We start from the raw sequence: 26484 nt of genomic DNA, 5'->3' as shown, positions 1-26484 counted from the left end.
CTACTGTTTTCCCCGGCCGGGCGAGCCTCGCCCGGCGTCTGATTTGCCACCAAGGAACGGTTATGACCCCCGAACTGACCCTGCGTTTTTCCCTGAACCTGACCGTCGGCGCGCCGACCATCGTCAGCCGCTCCCCTGAATTCGGCAAACGCCAGCTGATCCCGATCCTCTCCGGCACACTGTCGGGCGCAATCCGCGGCCGGGTGCTGCCGGGCGGGGTAGACAGCCAGATCATCGATGCCCACGGCCTCTGCCGCCTGTCAGCCCGTTACGCGATTGAAACCGAGGACGGTGACAGTTTTTACATCGAGAACAACGGCCTGCGCCGCATCCCGGCCGACTGGCGCGCCCGGCTGTTTGAGGACGATCTCAGCTTTTTCAGTGAGATCCCGCCCGGTGAGATCTATTTCCGCACCACGCCGCAGTTTGAGATCTACAGCGATCGCCTGCGCTGGCTGACGGAGAGCCTGTTTATCGCCAGCGGCACCCGCCGCCCGGCCGGGCTGGATATCGATTTTTATCAGGTAAACTGATTGTTGCCCGATGTAGATACATTGTTGATACATGGCAAGCCAGATGTTACGCTGTATCTACAATGTAGAGACATAAGCGGGCATGACAACAGATGAGACAGACGGTCAAACGCTGGGGCAACAGCCCGGCGGTGCGGATTCCGGCGGAATTAATGAAGGCGGCGCATTTGCGGCTGGAGGATGAGGTCGAGATGAGTCTGGACAACAAAGGGCGGATTCTCATCGAGCGGGCGGAGAAGACGCTGGCGCTGGCGGTGCTGTTGGAACAGGTGACGCCGGAGAACCTTCACCCTGAATTTAACCCGGGTGACACCGGCAAGGAGCGGGAATGATTGAATACGTACCGGACGCGGGTGACGTGGTGTGGTTACGCCTGGCGGCGGGGCACCAGGCAGTGCTGGTGATCAGTGCACAGGCCTACAACCGCCGCGTCGGCCGGATGCTCTGCTGCCCGGTCACAGCGGATCTCAAGGGTTACCCGTTTGAAGTCCCGCTCGGCGGCGACCCGGCCAGCGCGGCCCTGGCGGACCAGCTCACCACCCTGGACTGGCGCCCCCGCGACGCCCAACTCCGCGGCCGCGCCGAACCCCACGCCCTCAACGCCGTCCGCAAACTCGCCAAAGTCCTGATCGGCTGACGCCCCTCCAATCTCCCCACATCCCCACAGATTTGCAGAGGAAGTGGGGCATAAAACCCCCGCCGAATGCAGCCGCAGGGCTGGGCAAGCGCACAGTACTAACAAACTCCCCCACCTACCATTTCCCTACATCCCCACAGATTTACAGAAGAAGTGGAGCATAAAAACCCCGCCGAATGCAGCCGCAAGGCCGGGCAAGCGCACAGCATCTATAGAGATCCCCACCTGCACCTTCCTTACGTACCCGCAGGTTTGCAGAGGAAGTGGGGCATAAAAACCCCGCCGAATGCCGCCACAGGGCCGGGCAAGCGCACAGTACTAACAAACTCCCCCACCTACTATTTCCTTACATACCCGCAGGTTTGCAGAGGGGGTGGGGGCGTAAAAATCATTGCCGAGTGGAGACGCAGGGCCGGGTGAGCGGGCAGGACGCCCGCGAGAGGTACAGCCACGCTGGGAGCGTGTCTGTACCGGCCCGATCAGCCCGGAGGCGCAACGAGGGAAGCCGCGGGAGCGGCCAATGATTCAGCCAGATCACCCAAGGCGCGGGGATGCAAGGGGCGCGCGCCTACGCGCCCCTTGCGCGGTGGCGGCAGCGGGGCCGCGGAAAGATGCCGGGCGTATGCCAACGCAACCCCCGATCCCCATTAAAAAGCCCGCCTATACCAACGCCACACCCCCTCAATCTAAAAAAGCGGGGAAGCCCCGACGGGGCTGAAACCTCACCCCTCCATCACACTCACATGTGCCGCCACAATCCGCCACCCGCACGGCAACCTGACCCAGGTCTGCGTCTGGCGGCCGATCTTTGTGCTGCCCTCGCGGCGGAACTCGGTGCAGGCGATGCCCATATCCTCGCCGAAGGTGGTGAGGGTGGTGTTCTCCAGCGTCCGCATCAGCCCCTGTGACGGGCGGTGCAGGCGGAAATCCCGGATCGCCTCAATGCCATACAAATTTTCCCCGGCACCGTAGCGCACCGTGCGCGCGTCATGCCAGAACAGCTCATCCAGCACCGCGATGTCGTTGCCGATCAGCGCCTGCTCATAGCGATAGAAGGCGGCATTCAGCTCCGCCAGAATCGCCGGACGATCAATATGTTCACTCTTCATCACATCTCCCCGGTCAAAAAAATCACTCACCCAGCCGCTCCCCGGCGATGCCCGCCGTGGCCTGCACCACCCCTTGTTGCTCCAGCGCCCAGGCGGCACGCAGGCAGAGATCCTCACGCCACGGCGGGGCAATCAATTGCACGCCGATCGGCAACCCGTTTGCGGTGGTCAGCGGCACCGTCACCACCGGCAGGCCGAGGAAGGAGATCGGCTGCGTCAGCATCCCCATGCTGGCGCGGGTCGGCAGATCCCGCCCATTGATGCGGATGCTCTCCTGCCCGACCGGCGTGGCGCAGCAGGGCGTCGCCGGGGCGATCAGGATGTCCCACTGCGCAAACAGCGGCCGCACCTGCTGCTGGAGGTGTCGGCGGAAACGCTGCGCCTGCACATACCACGCCGCCGGGACCATCGCCCCGGCCAGCAACCGCTCGCGTGACAGCGGCTCAAACTGCTCCGGCATGGTGCGCAGCAGCGGCAAATACTGGTTGCCGCCCTCTGAGGCGGTGATGATAAAGGCGGCAGACCGCGCCAGTTCCGCGTGCGGCAGCGCAATCTCCGCCTGGGCTTCCAGCGCGTGCGCCACCCGGGCCACGGCGGCGCGGGCGTCGTCATCGCACTCGTCGGCGAAAAAGCCACCGAGCACCGCGGTGCGCAGGCCGTGCTGGCCGCGATCCAGCGTCGGTGCGGTCAGGCTCACCGGTTCATCCGCCTGAAACGCGTCCTGTGCATCCGGCCCCTGTAAGGCGTCATAGACCGCCGCCAGATCGGCGCTGCGGCGCGCCATCGGCCCGATGTGGTCGAGGCTGGCGACAAACGGCTGGCTGCCGTGGCGCGATAACCGGCCGAAGGTCGGTTTCAGGCCGAGGATGCCGCACAGCGAGGCGGGCACGCGGATCGAGCCGTTGGTGTCGCTGCCCAGGGCGAAATTCACCAGCCCGGCCGCCACCGCCGCACCGGAGCCGCCGGAGGAGCCGCCCGCAATGCGGCTCAGGTCGCGCGGATTACGGGTCGCGCCGTAGTGGCTGTTCTCGGTGGTAAAGCCGTAGGCGTAGGCGTCCATGTTCAGCATCCCGGCCAGCATGCCCCCGGCCTGCGCCAGCCGCTGCACGGCGGTGGCGTCCTGTTGCGCGGGCGGGCGCCGGCTGAAGAGCCGCCCGCCTGCCAGCGTCACCGCCCCGGCGACGTCAAACAGGTTTTTCACCGCATAAGGGATGGCAGCCAGCGGCGGCAGTTCAGCCCCCGTGGCGCGCCGGGCGTCGAGGGCGTCGGCCTCGCGCAGCAGCCGTTCCTCCGTGACCTGGGTAAAGGCGTTGATCGCCGGGTTCGCCCCGTCAATCTGCGCCAGCGTGGCGGCGGCAATCTCCCGCGCAGAGACCTCGCCCTGTTGCAGCGCGGTGCGTAACCCGGCGATCGGGCCAGTCAGCAGGGCATTCATGCGCGGTACACCCCCGCCATCTCCAGCCGCTGGTCGAGCGGCAGCGCCATCAGCGGTTCCGCCATCGCGGCGATGCGGGTGAACTGCACCCGCAATTCCTCACGGCGTGCGTCGTCCAGCGCCAGGCCCAGAATCGCTTCCATCTGTTGCAAATAAGCCGCCCAGTCGGGGGCGGCGGGGGGATCAGTACGCATTTTTTTCTCCTTGGTCAGAAACCGGCGGCGCTGCCGTTGCTGCGTGGGTCAAACGCCCCCTCAAACATGCCGTTGGTGTGGCGCACAATCGCGCCCGCGTGGCCCACGGCTTCGCTGTAGTCCGGCAACAGTTCCACCTCATGCCCGCGTTGGCGCAGGCTCTCCACGGTGGCGGCGTCAAACCGCCCTTCGAGTTTCAGCGAGTCGGAGCTGTCGCCCCAGGTGCGGCCGAGCAGCCAGCGCGGGGCGCTGATCGCCTGTTGCAGCGGCTTGCCCTGCACCACATGGCGCACAAACAGCGCCGCCTGCGTCTGCGGCTGGCCATCGCCGCCCATCGACCCATAGACCAGCGTGCGGCCATCAAAGAGCCGCGCCGCCGCCGGGTTAAGGGTGTGGAACGGCTGCTTGCCCGGCACCAGCGCCAGCAGGTGGCCGTGCTCCAGGCTGAACGACGCCCCGCGGTTCTGCCACAGGATGCCGCTGCCGGGCAGCAAAACGCCGCTGCCGAATTCATGGTAGATGCTCTGGATAAACGAGACCGCCAGCCCGCTGCTGTCCATCACGCCGAGCCACACGGTGTCGCCCGGCCCTTTGCCTTTGCCCCAGGCGGCCGCCTGCTGCGGGTCGATGCGGGCGGCCAGCGCATCCAGGCAGGCTGGGTCGAGCAGCGCCTGGGCGTCCTGCGTCATCTGGCGCGGGTCGGTAATAAACTGGTCACGCAGGCCAAACGCCAGCTTGGTGGCCTCGACGATGCCGTGGATCGTCTCCGCTTCCTCGCTGTGGGTGAGGTCCAGCCGGTCAGTCAGCCCAAGAATCGCCTGGGAAACCAGCCCCTGCGTCGGCGGCGTCAGGTTAAACACCTCGCCCTTGCTGTGTTGCAGCCGCAGCGGCACCCGGCGCACCGGGCGGTACGCCGCCAGATCCTCGCGCGTCACCGGCATCCCGCAGCTCGCCATCTCATCGGCCATTTGGTCAGCCAGCGTGCCGCGGTAGAAGCTCTCCAGCCCCTCTTCACACAGCATCGACAGGCTGCGCGCCAGCGCCGGTTGGGTGAAACGGCTGCCGCACAGCGGGATTTCACCGCCGGGCAGGAATACCTCCGCGAAGGGGGCGAAGTGCGCCAGCTCCGCGTATTTGCTGCGGGTGGCCGCCTCTTGTGAGGCCGTCACCGGGATGCCGTCCGCCGCGTAGCGGATCGCGTCCCGCAGCAGCCGGTCGAGCGGCTGCTGCTCGCCGCCGAGTTCGCGGCTCACCTGCAACGCCTCCTGCCAGCCGCCCACCGTCCCGGCCACCGTCAGCGCCGCGCCCGGCCCGCGGTGCGGGATGCGCGCCTGCCCGGCGTAGCGGTCCGGCGTGGCCAGGCTGCCGGCGGCACCGCTGGCGTCGATGGCGATCGGGTCGCCCTGCGGCGGCACAATCAGCCAGAAGCCGTCGCCGCCCAGCCCGTTCATATGCGGGTAGACCACCGCGATGCTGGCGGCGGCCGCGACCATCGCCTCAATGGCATTGCCGCCGTCGCGCAGCACCGCCAGCGCACTCTGGCTGGCGAGATGATGCGGGGTGACGGCCATACCGAGCGGGGCGCAGTTACTGTTTATCATGCCGGTTCCTCTGTTTGCCCCGGCAAGGGGCGGATTCATAACCCGAAATCAAGCAAGAGGCGTTCCACTTTGCCGGGTTGCCTGTTACCTTGCCTGCAACAGCGTGAAACAGAGGTTGCAGAGGTGCGATGAAACAGATTGATGAGCGGTTACGCAGCCACTATGCGGCACTGACCCCGCAGGAGCAGCGGGTGGCGGAGGTGATTTTCGCCCACCCTGACCACCTGATGAGCTACAACAGCGCCGAACTGGCGCGGCTCAGCGGCGTCTCCAAGGCCACCGTCAGCCGGTTGTTCAAACGGCTCGGCTACCCGAGTTACCGCGCAATGCGTGACGAAGTGCGGGCGCTGCGCCAGAGCGGCCTGCCGCTCACCGACACCCGCGACGCGGTGCAGGGCAACACGCTGCTGGCGCGCCACTATAAGCAGGAGATGGCCAACCTGACGCAGTGGGTTAACCAGATTGACGAGCGCCAATTCGGCGCGGTGATTGCGGCGCTGGGCGCGGCGCGGCGCGTCTGTTTGATCGGGTTCCGCAACAGCTACCCGGTGGCGCTGCACCTGCGCCAGCAGTTGTTGCAGATCCGCCCCGGCGTGCAGCTGGTGCCGCAGCCGGGGCAGACGCTCTCGGAGGAGCTGGTAGACCTCACGCCGGACGATGTGGTGATTTTTGTGGCGTTCCGCCGCCGCCCGCGGGCGGTGCGCACCCTGTTGGCGCAGCTCCAGGCGCAACAGGTGCCGGTGGTGCTGGTGTGCGAGCCGCAGGCGGCGTCGCTGTTGCCGCTGGCGCGCTGGCACCTGGCCGCGCCGCTGGACAGCGTCTCCGCCTTTGATGCCTACTCCGCCGCCATGAGCCTCGCCAACCTGCTGAGCAACGCGCTGCTGCACCACCTGCTGGCAGACGGCCGTCAGCGCATCCACCAGATCGCCGGCCTCTACGGCGACCTCGACGAACTGGAACAGCGCTGAGTTTTTGCACCCGCATGGTGCGGCTGCACCGCCACGCTGCACCTGATTAACGCGCCGCTGCCGTAGGGCAGCGCGCTGGCCCTCCCGCTTCTTTCCTGCTTTTTCCCTCCGCGGTTTGCTGCCAATCAGGGCGCTGCCGTGGGATCACGCCACCGCGTTACGCCGGGTGATTTCTGGCACATTCGTTGCAGGATAGGTTTCATAAGAATCTATTGTTTCATCTTTCGCACCCCGGAGATATGCTCATGACATTCAGAAAATCGTTTCTTGCCCTGGCAGGGGCCGCCCTGTTGGTGATGCAGGCGTCGGCCGCGCTGGCTGACCAGTTGCAGCAGATCCAGCAGCGCGGCGTATTGCGGGTTGCGGTGCCGCAGGACTTCCCGCCGTTCGGCTCAGTCGGCACCGACCTCCAGCCGCAGGGGTATGACATCGACATGGCGCACTATCTGGCCGACAAGATGAAACTGAAGTTGCAACTGGTGCCGGTGACCAGCGCCAACCGCGTGCCTTACCTGCAAACAGACAAAGTGGATCTGGTGATCTCCAGCCTGGGTAAAAATGCGGAGCGTGAAAAGGCGATCGATTTCAGCCGCGCTTACGCGCCGTTCTTCCTCGGCGTGTTCGGCCCGAAAGACGAAACCCTGAGTGATGCCAGGCAGCTCGCCGGGCAGAGCATCGGCGTGACGCGCGGTGCCGTAGAGGACATGGTGCTGAGCGGGGTGGCACCAAAAGAGGCGCAGCTCAAGCGGTATGAGGATAACAACACCACGCTCTCCGCCTACCTCTCCGGCCAGGTGAAATATGTGGCGACCGGCAACCTGGTGGTGGCAGCCATTGCCCGCCAGAACCCGGCGAAAGCGCCGGTGGCGAAATTCATGCTGAAAGACTCCCCGTGCTACATCGGGCTGCGCAAGGATGAACCGGCGCTGAAGGCGAAAGTGGATGCCTTGATCGGCGAGGCGCTGAAAGACCAGACGCTGAACACGCTGTCGGAAAAATGGCTGAAGGCACCGTTGCCGGCCGATCTGGGCGCGTAAGGAGCAGACATGACCTATCAGCTCCATTTCCCGGCCCTGCTGCCCTATCTGCCGGATCTGCTGGCGGGGCTGCTGACCACCCTTGAGCTGACAGTGCTGGCGACGGCTGGCGGGATCGCCCTCGGCATCTGCGGCGCGGCGATCCGCTGCGGCAACCGGCCGCTGCTGCGCGCCCTCTGGGGCGGGTATGTGGAGGTCATCCGCAATACGCCGTTCGTGGTGCAGCTGTTTTTTATTGTGTTCGGCCTGCCGGGCCTTGGCCTGAAACTCACCGCCGGGGAAGCGGCGCTGCTGGCGATGCTGATTAACCTGGGGGCCTACAGCACCGAGATTATCCGCGCCGGCATTCAGGCCACGCCGAAAGGGCAGTGGGAGGCCGGGCGGGTGCTGGGGCTGACGCGTGCGCAGACCTTCCTGCGGGTGGTGCTGCCGCCGTCGCTGAAGCGGATTTACCCGGCGCTGGTGAGCCAGTGCATTATCGTGATGCTCGGCAGTTCGGTGGTGTCGCAGGTCTCGTATGAAGAGCTGACCTTTGCCGCCAACCTGATTCAGTCGCGCACCTTCTTAAGTTTCGAGGTCTATCTGGTGACCACGCTCTGCTACCTGCTGCTGTCATTACTGATGCGGTATCTGCTGCTGGCGCTGGGCCGCCGCGTATTTGGGGGGCTGCCGGCATGATGACATTTACCGACTGGGACATCCTGCGCAACCTGCTGCTGGCCGCCCGCTGGACGCTGCTGCTGTCGCTGGTGGCGTTCCTCGGCGGCACGCTGGTGACGCTGCCGTTACTGCTGCTGCGCCTGAGCCGCCGGCGCTGGGCGGTGCGGCTGGTGCGCGGTTATACGGCGCTGTTTCAGGGCACACCGCTGCTGATGCAGCTCTTCCTGGCCTTCTTCGGCCTCGGCCTGTTCGGCATTGATGTCAGCCCGTGGACGGCGGCAACCCTGGCGCTGACGCTGTTCACCAGCGCCTTCCTGGTGGATATCTGGTTCGGCAGCATTGATGCGTTGCCGAAAGGGCAGTGGGAGGCGTCGCGCTGCCTCGGCCTGACCTTCGGCCAGACGCTGTGGCGGGTGGTTGCGCCGCAGGCCGTGCGCATTGCCATTGCGCCGACGGTGGGGTTTTCGGTGCAGGTGGTCAAGGGGACGGCGCTGGCATCCATTATCGGTTTCATCGAGCTGACCAAGGCGGGCACCATGCTGAACAACGTGACCTATCAGCCGTTTAAAGTCTTTGCGCTGGTGGCCCTGGGCTACTTCCTGATCTGTTACCCGCTTTCGCGTTACAGCCACTATCTGGAGAGAAAATTCCATGCCGCTGATCACCATTAATCAGGTTCAAAAATATTACGGCAAAAACCATGTGCTGAAGGGCGTGGATCTGGATATCGGCGCGGGCGAGGTGATTTCCATCATCGGCCGCAGCGGCTCCGGCAAAAGTACCCTGTTGCGCTGCATCAATGGGCTGGAGGGGTATCAGGAGGGCAGCATCAAGCTGGGCGGCATGACCATCACTGACAAGGCGTCGCAGGCGCGGGAAATCAGCCGCGCCATCGGCATGGTGTTCCAGAATTTCAACCTCTTCCCGCACATGACCGCGCTGGAGAATGTGATGCTGGCCCCGCGCCGGGTGCTGGGCAAAAGCGCCGCAGAGTGCCGGGCGCTGGGCGAGGAGATGCTGAACAAAGTCGGGCTGGGCGACCGGCTGCACTATGCGCCGGCCAGCCTCTCCGGCGGCCAGCAGCAGCGCGTGGCGATTGCGCGGGCGCTGGCGATGAACCCGAAAGTGCTGCTGTGTGATGAGATCACCTCCGCCCTTGACCCGGAACTGGTGGGCGAGGTGCTGAAGGTGCTGGAGCAGCTGGCAAAAGAGGGCATGACGCTGGTGCTGGTCACCCATGAGATGAACTTTGCCCGCGAGGTCGGTGACCGCGTGATCTTCATGCATCAGGGGAAAGTGTGGGAGCAGGGCGAAAGCCGGGCGCTGTTTGCCCACCCGCAAACGCCTGAACTGCAACAATTTATCGCATCGGTGCGCGGGCTGAAAGAGGCCTGAGGCGCGGCGGTGTGCCTGTTTGGTGATAACGCTTGTTTGGTGATAACGCTTGTTTGGTGATAACGACAGAAGGGAGCGAACCATGACCCACTACGGACAACTCAACCCGCCCGCCCGCCTGCTGATGGGGCCGGGGCCGATCAATGCCGACCCGCGCGTCCTGCGGGCGATGGCAAGCCAGCTGGTCGGGCAGTATGACCCGGCGATGACCGGCATGATGAACGAGGTGATGGCGCTCTACCGCGGCATCTACCGTACTGAAAACCGCTGGACGCTGCTGGTGGACGGCACCTCCCGCGCCGGGATCGAGGCGGTGCTGCTCTCCGGCATCCGCCCCGGTGACAAGGTGCTGGTGCCGGTGTTCGGCCGCTTCGGCCACCTGCTGTGTGAAATCGCCCGCCGCTGCCGCGCCGAAGTGCACACCATTGAGGTGCCGTGGGGCGAGGTGTTTGACCCGCAGCAGATCGAGGATGCGATCACGCGCGTGAAGCCGCGCTGGCTGCTGACGGTGCAGGGCGACACCTCCACCACCATGCTCCAGCCGCTGGATCAGCTGGGTGAGATCTGCCGCCGCCACGGCGTGCTGTTCTACACCGATGCCACCGCCTCGGTGGCCGGTAACGCCCTGGAGAGTGACGCCTGGGGGCTGGACGCCGTCTCCGCCGGGTTGCAGAAGTGCCTGGGCGGCCCCTCCGGCAGCTCGCCGGTGACCATCAGCCCGCGCTTTGAGGAGGCGATCCGCCGCCGTAAATGCGTGGAGGAGGGCATCCGCACCGCCGAGCACAGCGACGGCAGCGAAGAGATGATCTACTCCAACTATTTCGACCTCGGCATGATCATGGATTACTGGGGGCCGGAGCGGCTCAACCACCACACCGAAGCCACCAGCATGCTGTTCGCCGCGCGCGAATGCGCCCGGGTGATTCTGGAAGAGGGGCTGGACCAGACCATCGAACGCCACCGGCTGCACGGCGGCGCGCTGCTGGCCGGGATCCAGGGCATGGGGCTGGAGGTGTTCGGCGACCAGGCGCACCGCATGAACAACGTGCTCGGCGTGATGATCCCGGACGGCCTCCCCGGCGAGCAGGTGCGCCAGCTGCTGCTGAACGATTTCTCCATTGAGATCGGCACTTCGTTCGGCCCGCTGGCAGGCAAAATCTGGCGCATCGGCACCATGGGCTACAACGCCCGCAAAGACTGCGTGATGCAGACCCTGACGGCGCTGGAGGCGGTGCTGCACCGCCTCGGCTTCCGCGCCCCGCAGGGCGAGGCGCTCCAGTGTGCCTGGAACCATTACGATCGCCACGCTTCACACGCCGCCCCGGCAGGAGGCCGCTGATGCCTGACTATTCCGCTGCCGCCTTGCCGCTGGCCGCAGAACAGCGCCGCGCCGCCGCCCAGCGCATTATGGCGCGCTGTGCGGCGCTGGCGGAGATCAGTGAAACCCCCGGCGCGCTGACCCGCGTCTACCTCTCGCCGGAGCACCTGCGCGCCAACCAGTGCGTCGCAGCCTGGATGGCGGCGGCGGGGATGCGCGTCCGGCAGGACAGCGTCGGCAATGTCTGCGGGCGCTATGAGGCGCAGACGCCGGACGCCCCGGCGCTGCTGCTGGGGTCGCACCTCGACACGGTGCGCAACGCCGGGCACTACGACGGGATGCTGGGCGTGCTGGCGGCGATTGAGGTGGTGGCCGAGCTGCACCGTACCGGCCGCCGGTTGCCGGTGGCGCTGGAGGTGATCGGCTTTGCGGATGAGGAGGGGACGCGCTTCGGCATCACGCTGCTCGGCAGCCGCGGCCTCACCGGCACCTGGCCGCCGGAGTGGCTGGCGCGTACCGATGCCGACGGCATCAGCGTGGCGCGGGCGCTGGAAACCGCGGGGCTGGACCCGGCACGCATCGGCGAGGCGGCGCGGCCACCAGGCGCCTTCTGCGGCTATCTCGAACTCCATATCGAACAGGGGCCGTGCCTGGAGGCTGCTGACCTGCCGCTGGGCGTGGTCACGGCGATCAACGGCGCGCGGCGGCTTAACTGCGTATTCACCGGCGAGGCGAACCACGCCGGCACGGTGCCGATGGGGCAGCGCAAAGATGCGCTGGCGGCCGCCGCGGAATGGACGCTGGCCGTGGAGCAGATCACCACCGCCCGCGGGCAGCACCGGGTCGCCACCGTCGGCAGCCTCCACTGCCTGCCCGGCGCGGTCAACGTCATTCCCGGCGAAGTGCAATTGACGCTGGACATCCGCGGCCCGGAAGAGGCCCCGCTGGCGGCGCTGCTCGCGGAGCTGCTTTCGGAGGCGGAGCAGATTGCCGCCCGGCGCGGGCTGCGCTTCTCCGCTGAACAGTTCTACGCCATCCACGCCACCGCCTGTGACGCCGCCCTGCAAACCCACCTGCGGGAGAGCGTGGCGGCTGTGCAGGGGCGCAGCCTCAGCCTGCCGAGCGGCGCGGGGCATGACGCCATCGCCATCGCGGAGCGCTGGCCGGTGGGGATGCTGTTTGTGCGCTGCGACCGCGGCATCAGCCACCACCCGGATGAGTCCGTGGACGAGGCGGATGTGGCGCTGGCGGTGTCCGCCTATTTCGCTGCCGTGCTGGCAGTGGCTGACGCGCCGCCGGGCTGACCTTTCTACATTCCGGCACGCCTCTTGCAGCTTTTCACTGCGGAGGCATCAGGAGTCACCATGACCTTAAACGATTTTAATGCGCTTTCCCCGGAACGCGCCGAAGCCCTGCTGCGCCCCTGTGTGGCGATCCCGGCCTGGGCAGAACAGCTGGCCGCGGGGCGGCCTTACGCCTCCCCAGCCATGCTGCTGGCGGCCGCCCGGCAGGCTGCCGAAGGCTGGAACGGGGCGGATCTGGCGGCGGCGCTCAGCGCCCACCCGCGCATCGGCGAGCGGGCCGCCGGGCAGAATGCGGAAGCCGCGTTCTCCCGCCGCGAACAGGCGGGCGTCGCCCCGGACGATCAGACCGCCGACGCACTGCGGGCGGGCAACCTGGCCTATGAGCAGCGGTTTGGCCGGGTCTTTCTGGTGCGCGCCAAAGGGCGCAGCGCCGACGAGATGTTAGCTATCCTGCACCGCCGCCTGGCGAACAGCCCAGCGCAGGAGCAGCAGGAGAGCCTGGAACAGTTGCGGCAGATCACCCTGCTGCGCCTTGAGGAGCTGATTACGCCATGAGCACCATCACCACCCACATTCTGGATACTGCGCTCGGCCAACCGGCGGCGGGCGTCGCCGTCTGGCTGTCACAGGTGACCGGCGGGCAGGAGCAGGTTATCGCCCGCAGTGAGACAAACAGCGACGGCCGCGTCACCGGCCTGACGCCGGAGCCTCTGCCCGGCGGCCATTATCGCCTCTGTGCGGACATCGGCGGTTACTTTGCCCGGAGCGGGCGGGCCTCGCTCTACCTCACCGCCATCCTCGACGTGCAGATCGACGCGGCGCAGGCGCACTACCACCTGCCGCTGCTGATCGCCCCTTACGCCTATTCCACCTACCGCGGGAGCTGACCATGAACGACAACATCATTTTAGGGGTAAACCAGTACGGCAAAGCCGAGGTGCGGGTGGTGAAAGTGACCCGCGACAGCGCGCGCCATGAGATTGATGACCTGAACGTCACCTCCCAGCTGCGCGGCGATTTCCGCGCGGTGCATGAGGAGGGCGACAATGCCCACTGCCTGCCCACCGACACCCAGAAAAACACCGTCTACGCCTTTGCGCGGGACGGCATCCGCTCGCCGGAAGAGTTCCTGCTGCGCCTGGGCCGCCACTTCACCGGCAACTATGAGGTGGTGAGCGGCGGCCACTGGTCGGCCGAGCAGTATCAGTGGCAGCGCATCGCGGTCAACGGCACCGGGCATGACCACGCCTTTGTGCGCAGCGGCCAGGAGACGCGCACCGCCTGCGTCACCCTCGACGGCGACCAGACCTGGGTCGTGGCGGGGCTGACGGATCTGGTGGTGATGAAATCCACCGGCTCGGAGTTCCACGGCTTTATGGAGGATCGCTACACCACGCTGAAAGGCGCGACCGACCGCATCCTCGCCACGGCGGTCACCGCCCGCTGGCGCTATAACCGCCTCGACATCGACTTCAACGAGGTCTACGGCGAGGTAAAACGGCTGCTGCTGGAGACCTTCGCCAATACCCATTCGCTGGCGCTGCAACAGACGCTCTACGCGATGGGCAAGCGTGTGCTGGAAGCGCACCCGGAGATCGACGAGCTGAAGTTCTCGATGCCGAACAAGCACCACTTCACGGTGGATCTCTCGCCGTTCGGCCTCGACAACCCGAATGAAGTGTTCTTCGCGGCCGACCGCCCCTATGGGCTGATTGAGGCCAGCGTGCTGCGTGAGCAGAGCGCCCCGGCCGGAAAAGCCTGGGAGAACGTCACCGGCTTCTGTTAATCCGCTTTCTGAGGGTACGACCATGACACCAACCGCGCCACAGGCCTCACCATGCCCGGAAGACCAGCGGCTGCCGCTGGGCAGAACCTTTGCCTACGGTTTGCAGCATATTCTGACCATGTACGGCGGGATTATCGCCCCGCCGCTGATTATCGGCACCGCCGCCGGGCTGGGCACCGCAGAGATCGGGATGCTGATCTCCGCGGCGCTGTTCGTCAGCGGGCTGGCGACCCTGTTGCAGACGCTGGGGCTGCCGTTCTTCGGTTCGCGCCTGCCGCTGGTGCAGGGGGTGTCGTTTGCCGGGGTGGCGACCATGGTCACCATCGTCAACGGCGGCGGCGGGTTGCCGGCGGTGTTTGGCGCGGTGATGGTCTCGGCGGCGCTGGGGCTGCTGATTACGCCGTTTTTTGCGCAGATCATCCGCTTCTTCCCGCCGGTGGTGACCGGCACGGTGATCACGGTGATCGGCCTGTCGCTGATGCCGGTGGCGGTGCGCTGGGCGATGGGCGGCCGCGCCAACGCACCGGACTGGGGCTCGACCGGCAATATCGGGCTGGCGGCCTTTACGCTGGCGGTGGTGCTGCTGCTTAACAAAGTGGGCAGCCGGGCAGTGGCGCGGATGTCAGTGCTGCTGGCGATGGCAATCGGCACGCTGGCGGCGGTGCTGGCCGGGAAAGCCCATTTCAGCGCCCTGCCTGCGGGCGCACTGCTGGCGCTGCCGCAGCCCTTCGCCTTTGGCTGGCCGGTGTTCGAGCTGCCGGCGATCTTATCGATGCTGCTGATTGTGCTGGTGCTGCTGACGGAGACCACCGCCGGGCTGATGGCGGTAGGGGAGATAGTCGGCTCGCCGGTGGACAGCCGCCGCATCGCCAACGGCCTGCGCGCCGACATGCTGGCGAGCGCGCTGTCGCCGGTGTTCAACTCCTTCCCGCAGAGCAGCTTTGCCCAGAACATCGGGCTGGTGGCGCTGACCGGCATCAAGAGCCGCTTTGTGGTGAGCGCGGGCGGGCTGTTGCTGGTGCTGCTGGGGGTGATCCCGGCGCTGGGGGTGATTGTCGCCGCCATCCCGCTGCCGGTGCTGGGCGGGGCGGGCGTGGTACTGTTTGGGTCGGTGGCGGCCAGCGGCATCCGCACGCTGTCGAAAGTGGACTACAAAGACAACATGAATCTGGTGGTGGTCGCCACGGCCATCGCCTTCGGCATGATCCCGATTGTGATGCCGACCTTCTACGACCGCTTCCCCGGCTGGGTGAATACGTTGCTGCACTCCGGCATCAGCGCGTCCTGCCTGGCCGCGCTGTTGCTGAACCTGCTGTTCAACCCGGTAAGAAGTGCGGATGTGCCGGTTGCGCGGCCCTCTTCACTGCCGCGTGGCTGACCGCCTGCTGTTGCGCGTTCCGGCGCACCTGTTGCAGGAACGCCATCAGCAGCGGTTGCGGGCGCTCGCGGCGGGAAGCCAGCTCCGGCCGCCCGGCCAGGCCGGTAAAGAACGGATGATCGGCCAGCGTCACTGCCGCGCAGTCATGGTCGTCGAACGCGGCGGCCACCTGTAACCCGGCCGCCGACAGATCCTCAAGCAGTGCCGGGTTAAGCCGGTGGTGCTGGTGGTAACGCAGGGTGAGGGTACTGCCTGCCGCTGCCGCCAGTGCACTGCGGTGCAGCACCGTCATGCGGTGGTTGCCGAGGCGCGGTGCGGCCAGCGGCAGCGTGCAGGGCAGTGGGGCGGCGAGGCACTGCTGCGCCAGCGCCGCCACCATCCTGTTCATCCCGCTGCCGAGGCCGAGGATCGGCAGGTTTTGCTCCAGCGCCCAGTCGGCCGCCTCGCTGCCCGGCATCTCCCACACACCGGCGGGATCGTCCGGCAGCAGGATGCCGTCCGCACTGCGTAACAGCCGCACGCGCTGGCTGTGGCTGACGCCGGGCGGCAGGAACAGCAGTTCGATGGGCATCGCCAGGGCATCGGCGGCGTCACCGAGCGCCGCCATCACCGCCGGGTTGGCGTCATGGTGGTGCTGCGCGGAGCCTGCCAGCGCCACCCGCAGGGTCTGGCCGCTGCGCATCACCGGCTGCGCCACGCTGCCCACCGTCCAGCGGCCGACGCTGTCCTGCATCCAGCCGTTGCTGCGCACTTTGCCGCTCTCCCACTCCTCCAGCTGATAGCGCTGGTTCTGTTTCACCACCCGCAAACAGACCACCGCCACGCCGTGGGCCTGCGCATCGGCGATAAACCCCGGGAGGTGCGGCATCAGCGCCGGGTTCACCGGCACCACCAGATCCTCCCGCTGCGCCCGTTCCCGCACGCTTTCCCAGGGTGTTTCTGCCCCGGCATCGCGGCCGGTCAGCCGCTCGACCCACAGCAGCCCGCTGCTGACCCGCTGCCCCTGGGCGGTAATATGCTGCCGCCCGCCAGGGAACCGCGCCTCATCATGGCTCACCGGCAGGTGCAGCAACGGCAGCGCCCGCAGCTCCGCCAGCATTGCCGCCAGCGCGCCATACAGCGCCGGTTCCGGCGTCAGGTGTGCAACAAAGGTAATGGTCATCCGGCTCTCCCCCGTGAAAGTAAAAAAGAGAAGGGATGCAAGTTTTGTACCGGGATGGGGGGCGTGATGACGCTCCCCGGAACCCGCCCGCTTCTGCGGGTAGGGAATCCTCAGTCGTGGCGCAGGAAGCTGTCCTGATCCATCCAGGCGGGGAAGGCCTGGCGGTAGGCCTGGAGGGACTCCAGGGAGAGGGTGGCGTTAATGATTGCCGGAACCTCCGGTTCGGCGGCGGCGAGCACCGCGCCTTGCGGGTCGTGGATCACGCTGTCACCGCGGTAGTGCAGGCCGTTGCCGTCACTGCCGACACGGTTGCAGCCCGCGACGTAGCACTGGTTCTCAATCGCCCGGGCGGCCAGCAGGGTTTGCCAGTGGGCGGCGCGGGCGGCGGGCCAGTTGGCGACGTAGAGCGCCAGATCGTAATCCTGGTGGCAGCGTGACCAGACCGGGAAACGCAGGTCGTAACAGATCTGCGGCAGGATGCGCCAGCCGCGCCACTCGATGATCTCGCGCAGTTTGCCCGCCTGATAATGCATATGCTCGTTGGCCATGCGGAACAGGTGACGCTTGTCGTAGCGGTGCACCCGGCCGCCCGGCTCCACCAGCAGGAAGCGGTTCACTGCGCCTTCCGCTGTTTTCAGTGCCACGCTGCCGCCCACCAGCGCGTGGGTCTGCTGCGCCCAGTGGTGCAGCCAGGCGATCACCTCCGCCTCCGGCAGTGCGCTGGCGGGGGCCTGCATCGCAAAACCGGTGGTGAACATCTCCGGCAGGATGATCAGATCGCGCCCGTGCAGCGTGCCGAGCAGGGTGTCGAAATGGCGCAGGTTGGCCGCGCCGTCCAGCCACGTCAGCGGCTGTTGCAGTAAGGTCAGGTTCAGAGTTGACACAGGCGCTCCGCGGCGGCGTCCAGCGTGGCGTCCTGCTTGGCAAAGCAGAGCCGCACCAGTTTGTGGGGGAAGGCGTCGGCGCAGAATACCGACAGCGGGATCGTCGCCACGCCGACATGCTCAGTCAGCCAGCGGCTGAAGGCGACGTCATCCAGTTCCGAGACCGCGCTGTAGTCCACCAGCAGGAAGTAGGTGCCCTCGCACGGCAGCACCTCAAACCGGCTGGCCGCCAGCGCCTGCACCAGCCGGTCGCGCTTCGCCTGGTAAAACGCCGGCAGCGTCTGCCAGTGGGCCGGTTCGTGGCGCAGCATGTCCGCCAGCGCCAGCTGCACCGGCGTGGTGATGGAGAAGGTGAGGTACTGGTGGACTTTGCGCAATTCGGCGGTGATCGCCGCCGGGGCGATGCAGTACCCGACGCGCCAGCCGGTCATATGGTAGGTTTTGCCGAAGGAGAAGACCGCCACCGCCCGCTGGCGCAGTTGCGGGTGCGCCAGCACGCTGGCGTGGCCCTGTGCGGTGAAGCAGATATGCTCATAGACCTCATCGCTCAGCACGTAGATTTCACGCCCGCCGATCGCCTGCCACAGCGCCTCGAAATCCGCGGCCTGCCAGCTGGTGGCAGAGGGGTTGTGCGGCGTGTTGACGATCACCAGCCGGGTGTTGTCGGTAATCAGGTCAGCAAACTGTGACCAGTCCACGCGGAAGGCGGGCGGTTGCAGCGTAATGCGCTTCATCACGCCGCCCGCCAGCTCCACCGCCGGGCCGTAGCTGTCGTAGCTTGGGTCGAAGCAAATCACCTCATCGCCCCGGCGCACCAGCGCGGTAATGGCGGCGTAGAGCGCTTCTGTCGCCCCGGCGGTGATGGTCACTTCCGCATCAGCCTGCGGCTGCCAGCCGTAGCGCAGGGCGGTTTTCTCAGCAATCGCCTCGCGCAGCGCCGCGCAGCCGGTCATCGGCGCGTACTGGTTCGCCCCTTGCGCCACATGGAAGGCCAGCCGCTCCTTCAGGTAAGCGGGGCCGTCGTAATCCGGGAAGCCCTGCGACAGGTTAATGGCGTTGTGCTGCTGCGCCAGGGCGCTCATCTGGGTGAAAATGGTGGTGCCGAGGGCCGGTAATTTACTTTGCGGAATCAGGGCTGCGCTCATGATGTTTGCCGATACTCAGAAAGGGATGTAACGACAATATAACATCTGCCCGGTGTCTGGCAATCAAGACGCTTAGACGGCCAAACAAAGGCGGGCGGGCAAATAAAGAGGTGTTTCACGGCGCGATCCTTTTATAATGCGCACCGGCGCCTTAAACGCCGCCCTCTCTTAAAAACAGGAATGACCGATATGATGAACAACGATGTTTTGCGCAGCATCCGCTACATGCTTGACCTGAGCGATGCCCACCTCATCGAGATCCTGGCTTCGGCCGGTGAAAGCGCGAGCGTGGAGCAGGTGCAAAGCTATCTGAAGAAAGAGGAGGAGGCGGGCCACCAGCCTTGCCCGGACACCGTGATGGCGCACTTCCTGAATGGCCTGATCTTCTTCCGCCGCGGCCGTGATGAGTCGCACCCGGTGCCGGAGATCGAGCTGCCGGTAACCAACAACATTATCCTGAAGAAGCTGCGTGTGGCGTTCGAGCTGAAAACCACCGACATTCAGGAGATCCTGGCGTCAGTGGATTTCCGGATCTCGCAGCCGGAGATCGGCGCGATCTTCCGCAAGCCGGGCCACAAAAACTACCGCCCGTGCGGCGACCAGGTGATGCGCTACTTCCTGAAAGGGCTGACGCAGCGCGTGCGCCCGGCCAAAGCGTAACCGCAGCCCCGGCGAAAAAAAAACGGCACTCTAAGGAGTGCCGTTTTGCTTACTGCGGGTAAAGTTGCTGTGTAATGTCTTTGCCCTAAGCCGCCTCAGGGTGGCGCGGCGTTGTTGTCAATGAGGCCGGCTTTTTGGCTGCCAGTTCCTCAGGGTCGAAATCGTCCACGTTGATGGAACGCAGACGGCTCTCTTCCGCCTGGATTAATATACGCGCCTCGTCGTCATTAATCTTCCCTTCTTTACGTGCCTGCTGCGCCAGCTGATCCAGCCGGGTGAACGGCAGGGTTTTGCCGGTTTCACGGCAGAGCCGTTTATGGATAACCTCCGCCGCAATGATGTGCTGTAACGCCTCTTCCAGCTGGCCGAACGGGTTGTTTTCGCCCGGCGTCAGGTACTGGCCGCGCCCCAGGCGCGAACGGGTGGCAGAGGGCTGTTGCAGCAGCTGCGCCAGCTGGTGGTCAAGGCGATCTGACGGCCCGCGCTGCGCCCGGCCGAGCGGGAACACCACCAGCCGTACCAGCCCGGCCACTAGCCGGTTCGGGAAGTTGTGCAGCAGCTCATCCAGTGCCTGCTCCGCCTGGCGCAGGCAGTCCTGCACGCCCCAGTGCACCAGCGGCAGGTCAGCCTGCTGGCGGCCCTCATCCTGATAACGTTTCAGGGTGGCGGTGGCGAGGAACAGCTGGCTGAGGATGTCACCGAGCCGCGCCGAGATGCGCTCACGGCGCTTCAGGCTGCCGCCCAGCACGCCCATTGAGATATCCGCCAGCAGCGCGAGGTTGGCGCTCAGCCGGTTGATCTGCTGGTAGTAGCGGGCGGTGGCGTCACGCACCGGTGCACGGCTGGTGCGGCCGTTGGTCAGGCCGAGCCACAGGCTGCGCATCTCATTGCTGCCGATGTGGCCGAGGTGGCCGAACAGCGCATGGTCGAAGCGCTCCACGTTGCGGTCAGCGGCGGCGGCCATCTCCGCCAGCACATAAGGGTGGCAGCGGATCGCCCCCTGGCCGAAGATGATCATGCTGCGGGTCAGGATGTTCGCCCCTTCCACGGTGATGGCGATCGGCGCGCCCTGATAAGTACGGGCAAGGAAGTTGCTGCGGCCGAGCATAATGCCCTTGCCGCCGGTGATGTCCATCGCGTCCATCACGGCGCGCTGGCCGCGGTGGGTGCAGTGGTATTTGATGATGGCGGAGAGCACCGCCGGTTTCTCCCCGGCCATGATGCCGGTGGTGATCAGCGTGGCGGCGGCGTCCATCACGTAGGCGTTCCCGGCGATGCGCGCCAGCGGCTCCTCGATCCCCTCCATTTTGCCGATCGCCACTTTGAACTGGCGGCGGATGTGGGCATACGCGCCGGTGGCCAGCGCCACCGATTTCAGGCTGCCGGTGGAGTTGGAGGGCAGGGTGATGCCGCGCCCGACCGACAGGCATTCCACCAGCATGCGCCAGCCCTGGCCGGCCATCGCCGGGCCGCCGATGATGGTGTCAATCGGCACAAAGATGTTGTTGCCGCGTGTCGGGCCGTTCTGGAACGGCACGTTCAGCGGGAAGTGGCGGCGGCCAATCTCCACGCCCGGCGTGCTGGTCGGGATCAGCGCGCAGGTGATGCCCAGCTCTTCGGTTTCGCCCAGCAGGTGTTCCGGGTCGGAGAGTTTGAACGCCAGCCCCAGCACCGTGGCCACCGGGGCCAGCGTGATGTAACGTTTGTTCCAGGTCAGGCGCATCCCCAGCACCTGCCGCCCCTGCCACTCGCCCATGCAGACCACGCCGGTGTCCGGGATCGCCCCGGCGTCAGAGCCCGCTTCCGGGCTGGTCAGGGCGAAGCAGGGGATCTCCTGCCCGCGTGCCAGCCGCGGCAGATAGTAATCTTTCTGCGCATCGGTGCCGTAGTGTTGCAGCAGTTCGCCGGGGCCGAGGGAGTTCGGCACGCCGACGGTGATCGCCAGAATGCCGGAGACGCCTGCCAGTTTCTGTAACACCCGCGCCTGCGCATAGGCGGAGAATTCCAGCCCGCCATACTCTTTTTTGATGATCATCGCGAAGAAGCGGTGCTCTTTCAGGTAGGCCCACAGCTCCGGCGGCAGGTCGGCCAGCTCGTGGGTGATGGCGAAGTCGTTCGCCATGCGGCACGCCTCTTCAACCGGGCCGTCAATAAACGCCTGCTCTTCCGGCGTCAGTTGCGGTTGCGGATAGTTGTGCAGTTTTTTCCAGTCCGGCGCGCCCTGGAAAATGTCGCCTTCCCACCAGGTGGTGCCGGCGTCAATGGCCTCTTTCTCCGTGCGGGACATCGCCGGCATCACCTTGCTGAAGGTGCGCATCGCCGGGGCGGAGAAGAGGGCGCGGCGCAGCGGCAGCACATTGAGCGGCAGCAGCAGCAGCGCCAGCGGCAGCAGCACCCACCACGACCAGACCCCGGCCGCGCTGAGTACGGCGGCATAGGCCAGCAGCAGAAGGCTGCTGAGCGTCAGGTTCACCTTGTGGTAGAACAGCACGCCCAGCAACACCAGAAAACCGATAATCGTAAGCACCAGCATTTGAATGCTCCCTAAGTTGTAGGAGGTCTGACCTGTTGATGATGTATAGGTTGTAGATGATGGCTATTTTTTTAGCAATACGTTTACATGCTAATTACAATCTGGCTCACATTCCCACCGCACCGGTTGCCAAAAGGGCAGGCCGGGCGTGACAACGCTTCTCGCTCATGGGGCAATCCGCTACACTGCACAGCGGAAGAATTTTCATGCCATCGGGCTATCAAGAGGCTGTCATGTACCAGGATTTAATCCGTAACGAACTGAACGAAGCTGCTGAAACTCTGAACAATTTCCTCAGCGATGAAGCTAACCTGGCGGCGATCCAGCAGGCGGCCGTGCTGCTGGCGGACGCTTTCAAGTCCGGCGGCAAGGTGCTCTCCTGCGGCAACGGCGGCTCACACTGTGACGCCATGCATTTCGCCGAGGAACTCACCGGCCGCTACCGCGAGAACCGCCCGGGCTACCCGGCGATCGCCATCTCCGACGTCAGCCACCTCTCTTGCGTCAGCAACGATTTCGGCTACGAGTTCGTCTTCTCCCGCTTTATTGAGGCGGTGGGCCAGCGCGGCGATGTGCTGCTCGGCATCTCCACCTCCGGCAACTCCGGCAATGTGATCAAAGCAATTGCGGCGGCACGCGCCAAAGGCATGAAAGTGATCACCCTGACCGGCAAAGATGGCGGCCAGATGGACGGCAGCGCGGACGTTGAGATCCGTGTGCCGCACTTCGGCTACGCTGACCGCATCCAGGAGATTCACATCAAAGTGATTCACATCCTGATCATGCTGATTGAGAAAGAGATGAGCAGCCGCTGAGGGGTGTTGCCGCGGTTGTCACAGAAGGAGAGAGGCGATGTGTGAACTGCTCGGGATGAGCGCCAACGTGCCCACCGATATCTGCTTCAGCTTTACCGGGCTGGTGCAGCGCGGCGGCGGCACCGGGCCGCATAAAGATGGCTGGGGCATTACCTTTTATGAGGGGCTGGGCTGCCGCACCTTTAAAGATCCGCAGCCCAGTTTCAACTCGCCGATCGCCCGGCTGGTGCAGGAGTACCCGATCAAATCCTGCGCCGTGGTCTCCCACATCCGGCAGGCGAACCGCGGCGAAGTGGCGCTGGAGAATACCCACCCCTTCACCCGCGAACTGTGGGGCCGTAACTGGACGTACGCCCACAACGGCCAGCTCACCGGCTACCGCCAGCTGGAGACCGGCGCGCTGCGCCCGATCGGGCAGACGGACAGTGAATATGCCTTCTGCTGGCTACTGAACCAGCTGACGCAGCGCTACCCACGCACGCCCGGCAACTGGCCGTCAGTGTTCCGCTTTATTGCGTCACTGGCCGATCAGCTGCGGGAGAAGGGGGTATTCAATATGCTGTTGTCAGATGGGCGGTTCGTGATGGCCTACTGCTCCACCAACCTGCACTTTATCACCCGCCGCGCTCCGTTCGGCAAAGCGACCTTGCTCGACAGGGATGTGGAGATCGATTTTCAGCAGCAGACCACACCCAATGATGTGGTCTCGGTGATTGCCACCCAGCCGCTGACCGGCAACGAAACCTGGCACAAGATTGCACCAGGCGAGTTCGCGCTATTTCGTTTCGGTGAACGCATACTCTGAGATGTTCTGCGTGCCGATAATCGCCGGGTTAAACACATACTGGCCGTTGGCGACGGTCACCGTCGGCGGCAGGTGTTTCTCACTGAAGTAGCGGTAGCCCGGTTGCAGGCCGCGCCAGAACGTATAGTAAGAGGACATGCGGTGGCGCTGGAGGTTGGTGTCCGTCATGCGGAACGGGTAGATGGCGATATCCACTTTCACCTGCCCGTTACGCAGCGCCGCGTCAACATAGGTGAAGATCTCATCCATGTAGGCATTGGTCATCGCGTAGCAGCCGATGGATTTGCACTCCCCGTGAATCATCAGGTAGTTACCGGAATAGCCCTGCGCCCGGTCATAGGCGTTCGGGTAGCCGATGTTGATGGCGCGGTAGAAGCGGCTGTTAGGTTTCAGGTGGCGGATGTCCACGCTGTAGAACCCTTCCGGGCTTTTGAAATCCCCTTCACGCCGTTTCGGGCCGAGGCCGCCGGAGAAGTTGCAGATACGGTACGCGCCCAGCAGGCGGAACTCGTTCCCCATCTTGCCGTATAACTCTAAAGTACGTTCTTCTTTGAAGATCTGAATATAGACCGGTGTACCCAATAATTGCTGTTTAATATTTTGCGTAACCGGTACCTGCTCGCTGGCGGAGCTGGGGGTGGCTACCCAAGGCAAACAGAGAAACATCGCAAGCATCAGCGCGATTTTGCCCATTATCATTCCTGCTTATTATAAAAAACCATCGTTGCCTGCGGGCGAGCGCCCCGGCGTATGCCTTTGCCGCCCCGGAGCGGGGCTGACTCATAGTAAAGCTGATTAGTTATTTAGCAATGGGGGGAAAATGATATTTTTTGGAACCTATATCGCTGAATAAGAAAAAAGCAGCGGCAAGATGCCGCTGCCCCCTGAAATAAACATGTAAACGCCGCGGGGTTATCCGCGGGCGGCGCGGAAGTGTGACGGCGCATCCACCAGCACCCCCTCCGCACCGAGGCTGGTGGCCTGCTGCAACGCCTGCGGGCTGTTGACGCCAAACAGAATGATGTGCGCCTTGCCGCGGCTGCGGAAGCACTCCACTGCTTCCTTGTCCCAGACCAGCGTGGCCGCAGAGCGCGCCTCGCCCAGGGTATATTTCTCCACCACCTCCACCTTGCGTTGCAGCTCCAGCCCGAACCAGCGTTCGGCGGCGGAAGGGGCGAGCGTACACTGGTGCGCCATCGTGATGTTCGCCAGTGTAGTGCGGGTCAGGTCGCGGCTTTCAAAGCGCGGCACCTCCGGCGGCAGGGCGTCGAGGTAGCGGCTGTCGGTGCTGTAGACGCGGATGCGCGCCAGGCTTTGGGTCTCGTGCAGCACCTTCGCCAGCGCGGCGGCCATCTTCTCCGGTGCGGCGTCCGGGGTTTTGATGTCGAGGTAGAAGGTCACCTGCGGGTGGCGCGTTAATACGTCGGCCAGGGTAGGGATGCCCACCTGTTTGCCGCGCCAGGGGTGCTGATCGCCCTGGCTGAAGGCCCAGCCGGCGTCGGTTTTTGCCAGATCGGCGGCGGTATAGGAGGAGATCGCGCCTTTCAGCGGCGTCAGGGCGCTCAGGTCAGAGGGGCGGTAGAGCACCGGCACACCGTCCTGACTGAGCTGGACGGTAACCCACACCGCCTGCGCGCCATTTTTCAGCGCCAGATCGATGGCCGGCAGGGTGTTTTCCGGCGCGTCGCCGGTGCCGCCGCGGTGGGCGATAATCTGTGGGGCGGCCCAGGCCGGGGCGCTGCCGAGCAGCAGGGAGGCGGCAATCAATAACGTTTTGCTGAGTGACATGGTTTTATCCTTAACAAGGCAGGGAAACGTGTACGGCGGTGGAGTAGCACAGCAGCTGCCGGCCGGAAAGTAATGATGGCTAAATAACATATTCATTTTCAGTGACATATCCATGACACCGCGCCGCAAGCCGCGCGGCTTGAGCCGCGGCGCTTTCCGCCTGTATACTTATACAGGTATACATCGGGCAGAGTGACGAAGGCAGGAGCCGGGGGGGAAGGTGCGTAAAATCATACATGTCGATATGGACTGCTTTTACGCAGCGGTTGAGATGCGTGACGACCCCCGCCTGCGCGACATCCCGATCGCCATCGGCGGCAGCTCCGACCGGCGCGGGGTGATCAGCACCGCCAACTACCCGGCGCGCAAATATGGCGTACGCAGCGCCATGTCCACGGCGATGGCGCTGAAGCTCTGCCCGCAACTGAAAGTGATCCCCGGCCGGATGGCGGCCTATAAAGAGGCGTCGCTCTATATCCGTGACATCTTTGCCCGCTACACGCCGCTGATTGAGCCGCTGTCGCTGGATGAAGCCTACCTTGATGTCTCCGACACGCCACAGTGCAGCGGCTCGGCCACCCTGATTGCCCGGGAGATCCGCCAGGCGATCTGGGACGAGCTGCAGCTCACCGCCTCGGCCGGGGTCGCGCCGGTGAAATTCCTGGCAAAAATCGCCTCTGACCTCAACAAGCCCAACGGCCAGTTTGTGATCCCGCCCAGCGGCGTGGCGGCGTTTTTGCAGGATCTGCCGCTGAGCAAAATCCCCGGCGTCGGCAAGGTCACGGCAGCCAGACTCGAAGAGCTGGGGCTGCTGACCTGCGCCGATGTGCAGCGGTACGATCTGGCTGACCTGCTCAAGCGTTTCGGCAAGTTCGGCCATGCGATCTGGGAGCGCAGCCACGGCATTGATGAGCGGGAGGTCTCCGCTGACCGGCTGCGTAAGTCGGTGGGTGTCGAGACCACGCTGGCCAATGACATCAGCGACTGGGATGACTGCGCGGCGCTGATCACTGACCGGCTCTACCCGGAGCTGGAGGCGCGGCTGCGGCGGGTGCGGCCCGATTTGCAGATTGCGCGGCAGGGGGTGAAGCTGAAGTTCCAGGATTTCCAGCAGACCACGCAGGAGCACGTCTGGCCGGAGCTGAACCTGCCGGACCTGCTGGCGGTGGCGCAGCAGGCGTGGGAGCAGCGGCGCGCCGGGCGCAGCGTGCGGCTGGTGGGGCTGCATGTGACGCTGCTCGACCCGCAACTGGAACGCCAGCTGTTATTGCCGTGGGATTAGAGGTGGACGCAGGCCGCGCGGCCAATAAAAAAGCGACGCCGGGGCGTCGCTTTTT

Annotated in this window: 28 protein-coding genes; 18 read left to right on the top strand and 10 right to left on the bottom strand. The window is 65.1% G+C overall.

From position 1 onward, the window contains the following. The first annotated feature begins 62 nt into the window (after positions 1-62). From CYR32_RS15765 to CYR32_RS15755, 3 genes are all read left to right on the top strand, one after another. Positions 63-533, top strand: a complete 471-nt coding sequence (locus tag CYR32_RS15765) for a DUF3237 domain-containing protein (protein WP_101826109.1) — start codon at positions 63-65, stop codon at positions 531-533. Positions 534-625: 92 nt separating this feature from the next. Further along, a complete protein-coding gene (locus CYR32_RS15760; protein ID WP_101826108.1) occupies positions 626-865 on the top strand; it encodes an AbrB/MazE/SpoVT family DNA-binding domain-containing protein in 240 nt (79 codons plus the stop codon). Beyond that, a complete protein-coding gene (locus CYR32_RS15755) occupies positions 862-1170 on the top strand; it encodes a type II toxin-antitoxin system PemK/MazF family toxin (protein WP_101826106.1) in 309 nt (102 codons plus the stop codon). The genes CYR32_RS15760 and CYR32_RS15755 overlap by 4 nt, the downstream gene beginning before the upstream one ends. Positions 1171-1892: 722 nt before the next feature. Here the strand turns inward: CYR32_RS15755 and hpxZ are convergent. From hpxZ to CYR32_RS15735, 4 genes are read right to left on the bottom strand one after another with little or no spacing between them, the layout of a single operon-like run. Then, the gene (gene hpxZ, locus CYR32_RS15750) at positions 1893-2279 is read right to left on the bottom strand and encodes an oxalurate catabolism protein HpxZ (RefSeq protein WP_101826122.1); all 387 of its coding nucleotides are present in this window, start codon (positions 2277-2279) and stop codon (positions 1893-1895) included. Positions 2280-2301: 22 nt separating this feature from the next. Continuing rightward, positions 2302-3714, bottom strand: coding sequence for an AtzE family amidohydrolase (locus CYR32_RS15745; RefSeq protein ID WP_101826104.1), 1413 nt, complete (start codon positions 3712-3714; stop codon positions 2302-2304). After that, complete coding sequence (gene hpxX, locus CYR32_RS15740) at positions 3711-3908, bottom strand: oxalurate catabolism protein HpxX (protein WP_101826102.1); 198 nt, start codon at positions 3906-3908, stop codon at positions 3711-3713. Before hpxX ends, CYR32_RS15745 begins: the two co-directional genes overlap by 4 nt. Before the next feature lie 14 nt (positions 3909-3922). Then, entirely contained in the window at positions 3923-5509 is a 1587-nt protein-coding gene (locus CYR32_RS15735; RefSeq protein WP_101826098.1) for a gamma-glutamyltransferase family protein, read from the bottom strand. Positions 5510-5637: 128 nt separating this feature from the next. Here CYR32_RS15735 and CYR32_RS15730 point away from each other — a divergent pair, with 128 nt between their 5' ends. From CYR32_RS15730 to CYR32_RS15680, 11 genes are all read left to right on the top strand, one after another. Beyond that, positions 5638-6477 (top strand): MurR/RpiR family transcriptional regulator, encoded by an 840-nt coding sequence (locus CYR32_RS15730; protein ID WP_101826096.1) that lies wholly within the window; start codon positions 5638-5640, stop codon positions 6475-6477. Between the two features lie 245 nt (positions 6478-6722). Next, entirely contained in the window at positions 6723-7514 is a 792-nt protein-coding gene (locus CYR32_RS15725; RefSeq protein WP_101826094.1) for a transporter substrate-binding domain-containing protein, read from the top strand. A 9-nt stretch (positions 7515-7523) separates the two neighbouring features. Beyond that, positions 7524-8192, top strand: coding sequence for an amino acid ABC transporter permease (locus CYR32_RS15720; protein ID WP_101826092.1), 669 nt, complete (start codon positions 7524-7526; stop codon positions 8190-8192). Beyond that, entirely contained in the window at positions 8192-8845 is a 654-nt protein-coding gene (locus CYR32_RS15715) for an amino acid ABC transporter permease (protein WP_101826090.1), read from the top strand. Before CYR32_RS15720 ends, CYR32_RS15715 begins: the two co-directional genes overlap by 1 nt. After that, positions 8826-9569 carry an amino acid ABC transporter ATP-binding protein gene (locus tag CYR32_RS15710; RefSeq protein WP_101826088.1) on the top strand — a complete coding sequence of 248 codons (744 nt, stop codon included), beginning with the start codon at positions 8826-8828 and terminating at the stop codon, positions 9567-9569. The genes CYR32_RS15715 and CYR32_RS15710 overlap by 20 nt, the downstream gene beginning before the upstream one ends. 82 nt (positions 9570-9651) lie before the next feature. Beyond that, positions 9652-10908, top strand: coding sequence for a pyridoxal-phosphate-dependent aminotransferase family protein (locus CYR32_RS15705; protein ID WP_101826086.1), 1257 nt, complete (start codon positions 9652-9654; stop codon positions 10906-10908). Next, on the top strand, positions 10908-12191 hold the full coding sequence (gene hpxK / locus CYR32_RS15700) for an allantoate amidohydrolase (protein ID WP_101826084.1): 1284 nt from the start codon (positions 10908-10910) through the stop codon (positions 12189-12191). The genes CYR32_RS15705 and hpxK overlap by 1 nt, the downstream gene beginning before the upstream one ends. 60 nt (positions 12192-12251) lie before the next feature. Next, entirely contained in the window at positions 12252-12746 is a 495-nt protein-coding gene (gene uraD, locus CYR32_RS15695; protein ID WP_101826082.1) for a 2-oxo-4-hydroxy-4-carboxy-5-ureidoimidazoline decarboxylase, read from the top strand. Then, positions 12743-13078 carry a hydroxyisourate hydrolase gene (gene uraH / locus CYR32_RS15690; protein ID WP_101826080.1) on the top strand — a complete coding sequence of 112 codons (336 nt, stop codon included), beginning with the start codon at positions 12743-12745 and terminating at the stop codon, positions 13076-13078. The genes uraD and uraH overlap by 4 nt, the downstream gene beginning before the upstream one ends. Positions 13079-13080: 2 nt before the next feature. Next, positions 13081-13977 carry a factor-independent urate hydroxylase gene (pucL, locus tag CYR32_RS15685; protein WP_101826078.1) on the top strand — a complete coding sequence of 299 codons (897 nt, stop codon included), beginning with the start codon at positions 13081-13083 and terminating at the stop codon, positions 13975-13977. A gap of 22 nt (positions 13978-13999) precedes the next feature. Beyond that, entirely contained in the window at positions 14000-15355 is a 1356-nt protein-coding gene (locus CYR32_RS15680) for a nucleobase:cation symporter-2 family protein (protein ID WP_101826076.1), read from the top strand. Here the strand turns inward: CYR32_RS15680 and CYR32_RS15675 are convergent. The 3 genes from CYR32_RS15675 to CYR32_RS15665 form a co-directional block, all read right to left on the bottom strand. Next, positions 15294-16517, bottom strand: coding sequence for a type 1 glutamine amidotransferase family protein (locus CYR32_RS15675; protein ID WP_101826074.1), 1224 nt, complete (start codon positions 16515-16517; stop codon positions 15294-15296). The two genes, CYR32_RS15680 and CYR32_RS15675, sit on opposite strands and share 62 nt — an antisense overlap. A gap of 110 nt (positions 16518-16627) precedes the next feature. Continuing rightward, positions 16628-17401, bottom strand: coding sequence for an amidohydrolase (locus tag CYR32_RS15670; RefSeq protein WP_101826072.1), 774 nt, complete (start codon positions 17399-17401; stop codon positions 16628-16630). Further along, a complete protein-coding gene (locus CYR32_RS15665) occupies positions 17389-18546 on the bottom strand; it encodes a pyridoxal phosphate-dependent aminotransferase (protein WP_165698259.1) in 1158 nt (385 codons plus the stop codon). The genes CYR32_RS15670 and CYR32_RS15665 overlap by 13 nt, the downstream gene beginning before the upstream one ends. 189 nt (positions 18547-18735) lie before the next feature. Here CYR32_RS15665 and CYR32_RS15660 point away from each other — a divergent pair, with 189 nt between their 5' ends. Beyond that, positions 18736-19206 (top strand): YehS family protein, encoded by a 471-nt coding sequence (locus CYR32_RS15660; RefSeq protein ID WP_101826069.1) that lies wholly within the window; start codon positions 18736-18738, stop codon positions 19204-19206. Between the two features lie 85 nt (positions 19207-19291). On the opposite strand, the gene fadE is transcribed toward CYR32_RS15660, so the two are convergent. Further along, entirely contained in the window at positions 19292-21739 is a 2448-nt protein-coding gene (fadE, locus tag CYR32_RS15655; protein ID WP_101826067.1) for an acyl-CoA dehydrogenase FadE, read from the bottom strand. Positions 21740-21972: 233 nt separating this feature from the next. Here fadE and lpcA point away from each other — a divergent pair, with 233 nt between their 5' ends. Together lpcA and CYR32_RS15645 are read left to right on the top strand one after the other, a co-directional pair. Next, positions 21973-22554: a D-sedoheptulose 7-phosphate isomerase gene (lpcA, locus tag CYR32_RS15650; protein WP_101826065.1), complete on the top strand. Its 582-nt coding sequence runs from the start codon at positions 21973-21975 to the stop codon at positions 22552-22554. Between the two features lie 37 nt (positions 22555-22591). Then, complete coding sequence (locus CYR32_RS15645; RefSeq protein ID WP_101826063.1) at positions 22592-23359, top strand: class II glutamine amidotransferase; 768 nt, start codon at positions 22592-22594, stop codon at positions 23357-23359. Here the strand turns inward: CYR32_RS15645 and dpaA are convergent. Continuing rightward, positions 23330-24052 (bottom strand): peptidoglycan meso-diaminopimelic acid protein amidase, encoded by a 723-nt coding sequence (gene dpaA, locus CYR32_RS15640; RefSeq protein ID WP_101826061.1) that lies wholly within the window; start codon positions 24050-24052, stop codon positions 23330-23332. The genes CYR32_RS15645 and dpaA overlap by 30 nt on opposite strands. A 219-nt stretch (positions 24053-24271) precedes the next feature. Further along, positions 24272-25147: a glycerophosphodiester phosphodiesterase family protein gene (locus CYR32_RS15635; RefSeq protein WP_101826060.1), complete on the bottom strand. Its 876-nt coding sequence runs from the start codon at positions 25145-25147 to the stop codon at positions 24272-24274. A gap of 220 nt (positions 25148-25367) precedes the next feature. Here CYR32_RS15635 and dinB point away from each other — a divergent pair, with 220 nt between their 5' ends. Further along, positions 25368-26429 carry a DNA polymerase IV gene (gene dinB / locus CYR32_RS15630; RefSeq protein ID WP_101826058.1) on the top strand — a complete coding sequence of 354 codons (1062 nt, stop codon included), beginning with the start codon at positions 25368-25370 and terminating at the stop codon, positions 26427-26429. Positions 26430-26484 lie beyond the last annotated feature (55 nt).

Source organism: Chimaeribacter coloradensis (assembly GCF_002858715.1).
GTDB classification, from domain to species: domain Bacteria; phylum Pseudomonadota; class Gammaproteobacteria; order Enterobacterales; family Enterobacteriaceae; genus Chimaeribacter; species Chimaeribacter coloradensis.
This window is presented reverse-complemented; position numbering and strand designations above follow the sequence as displayed.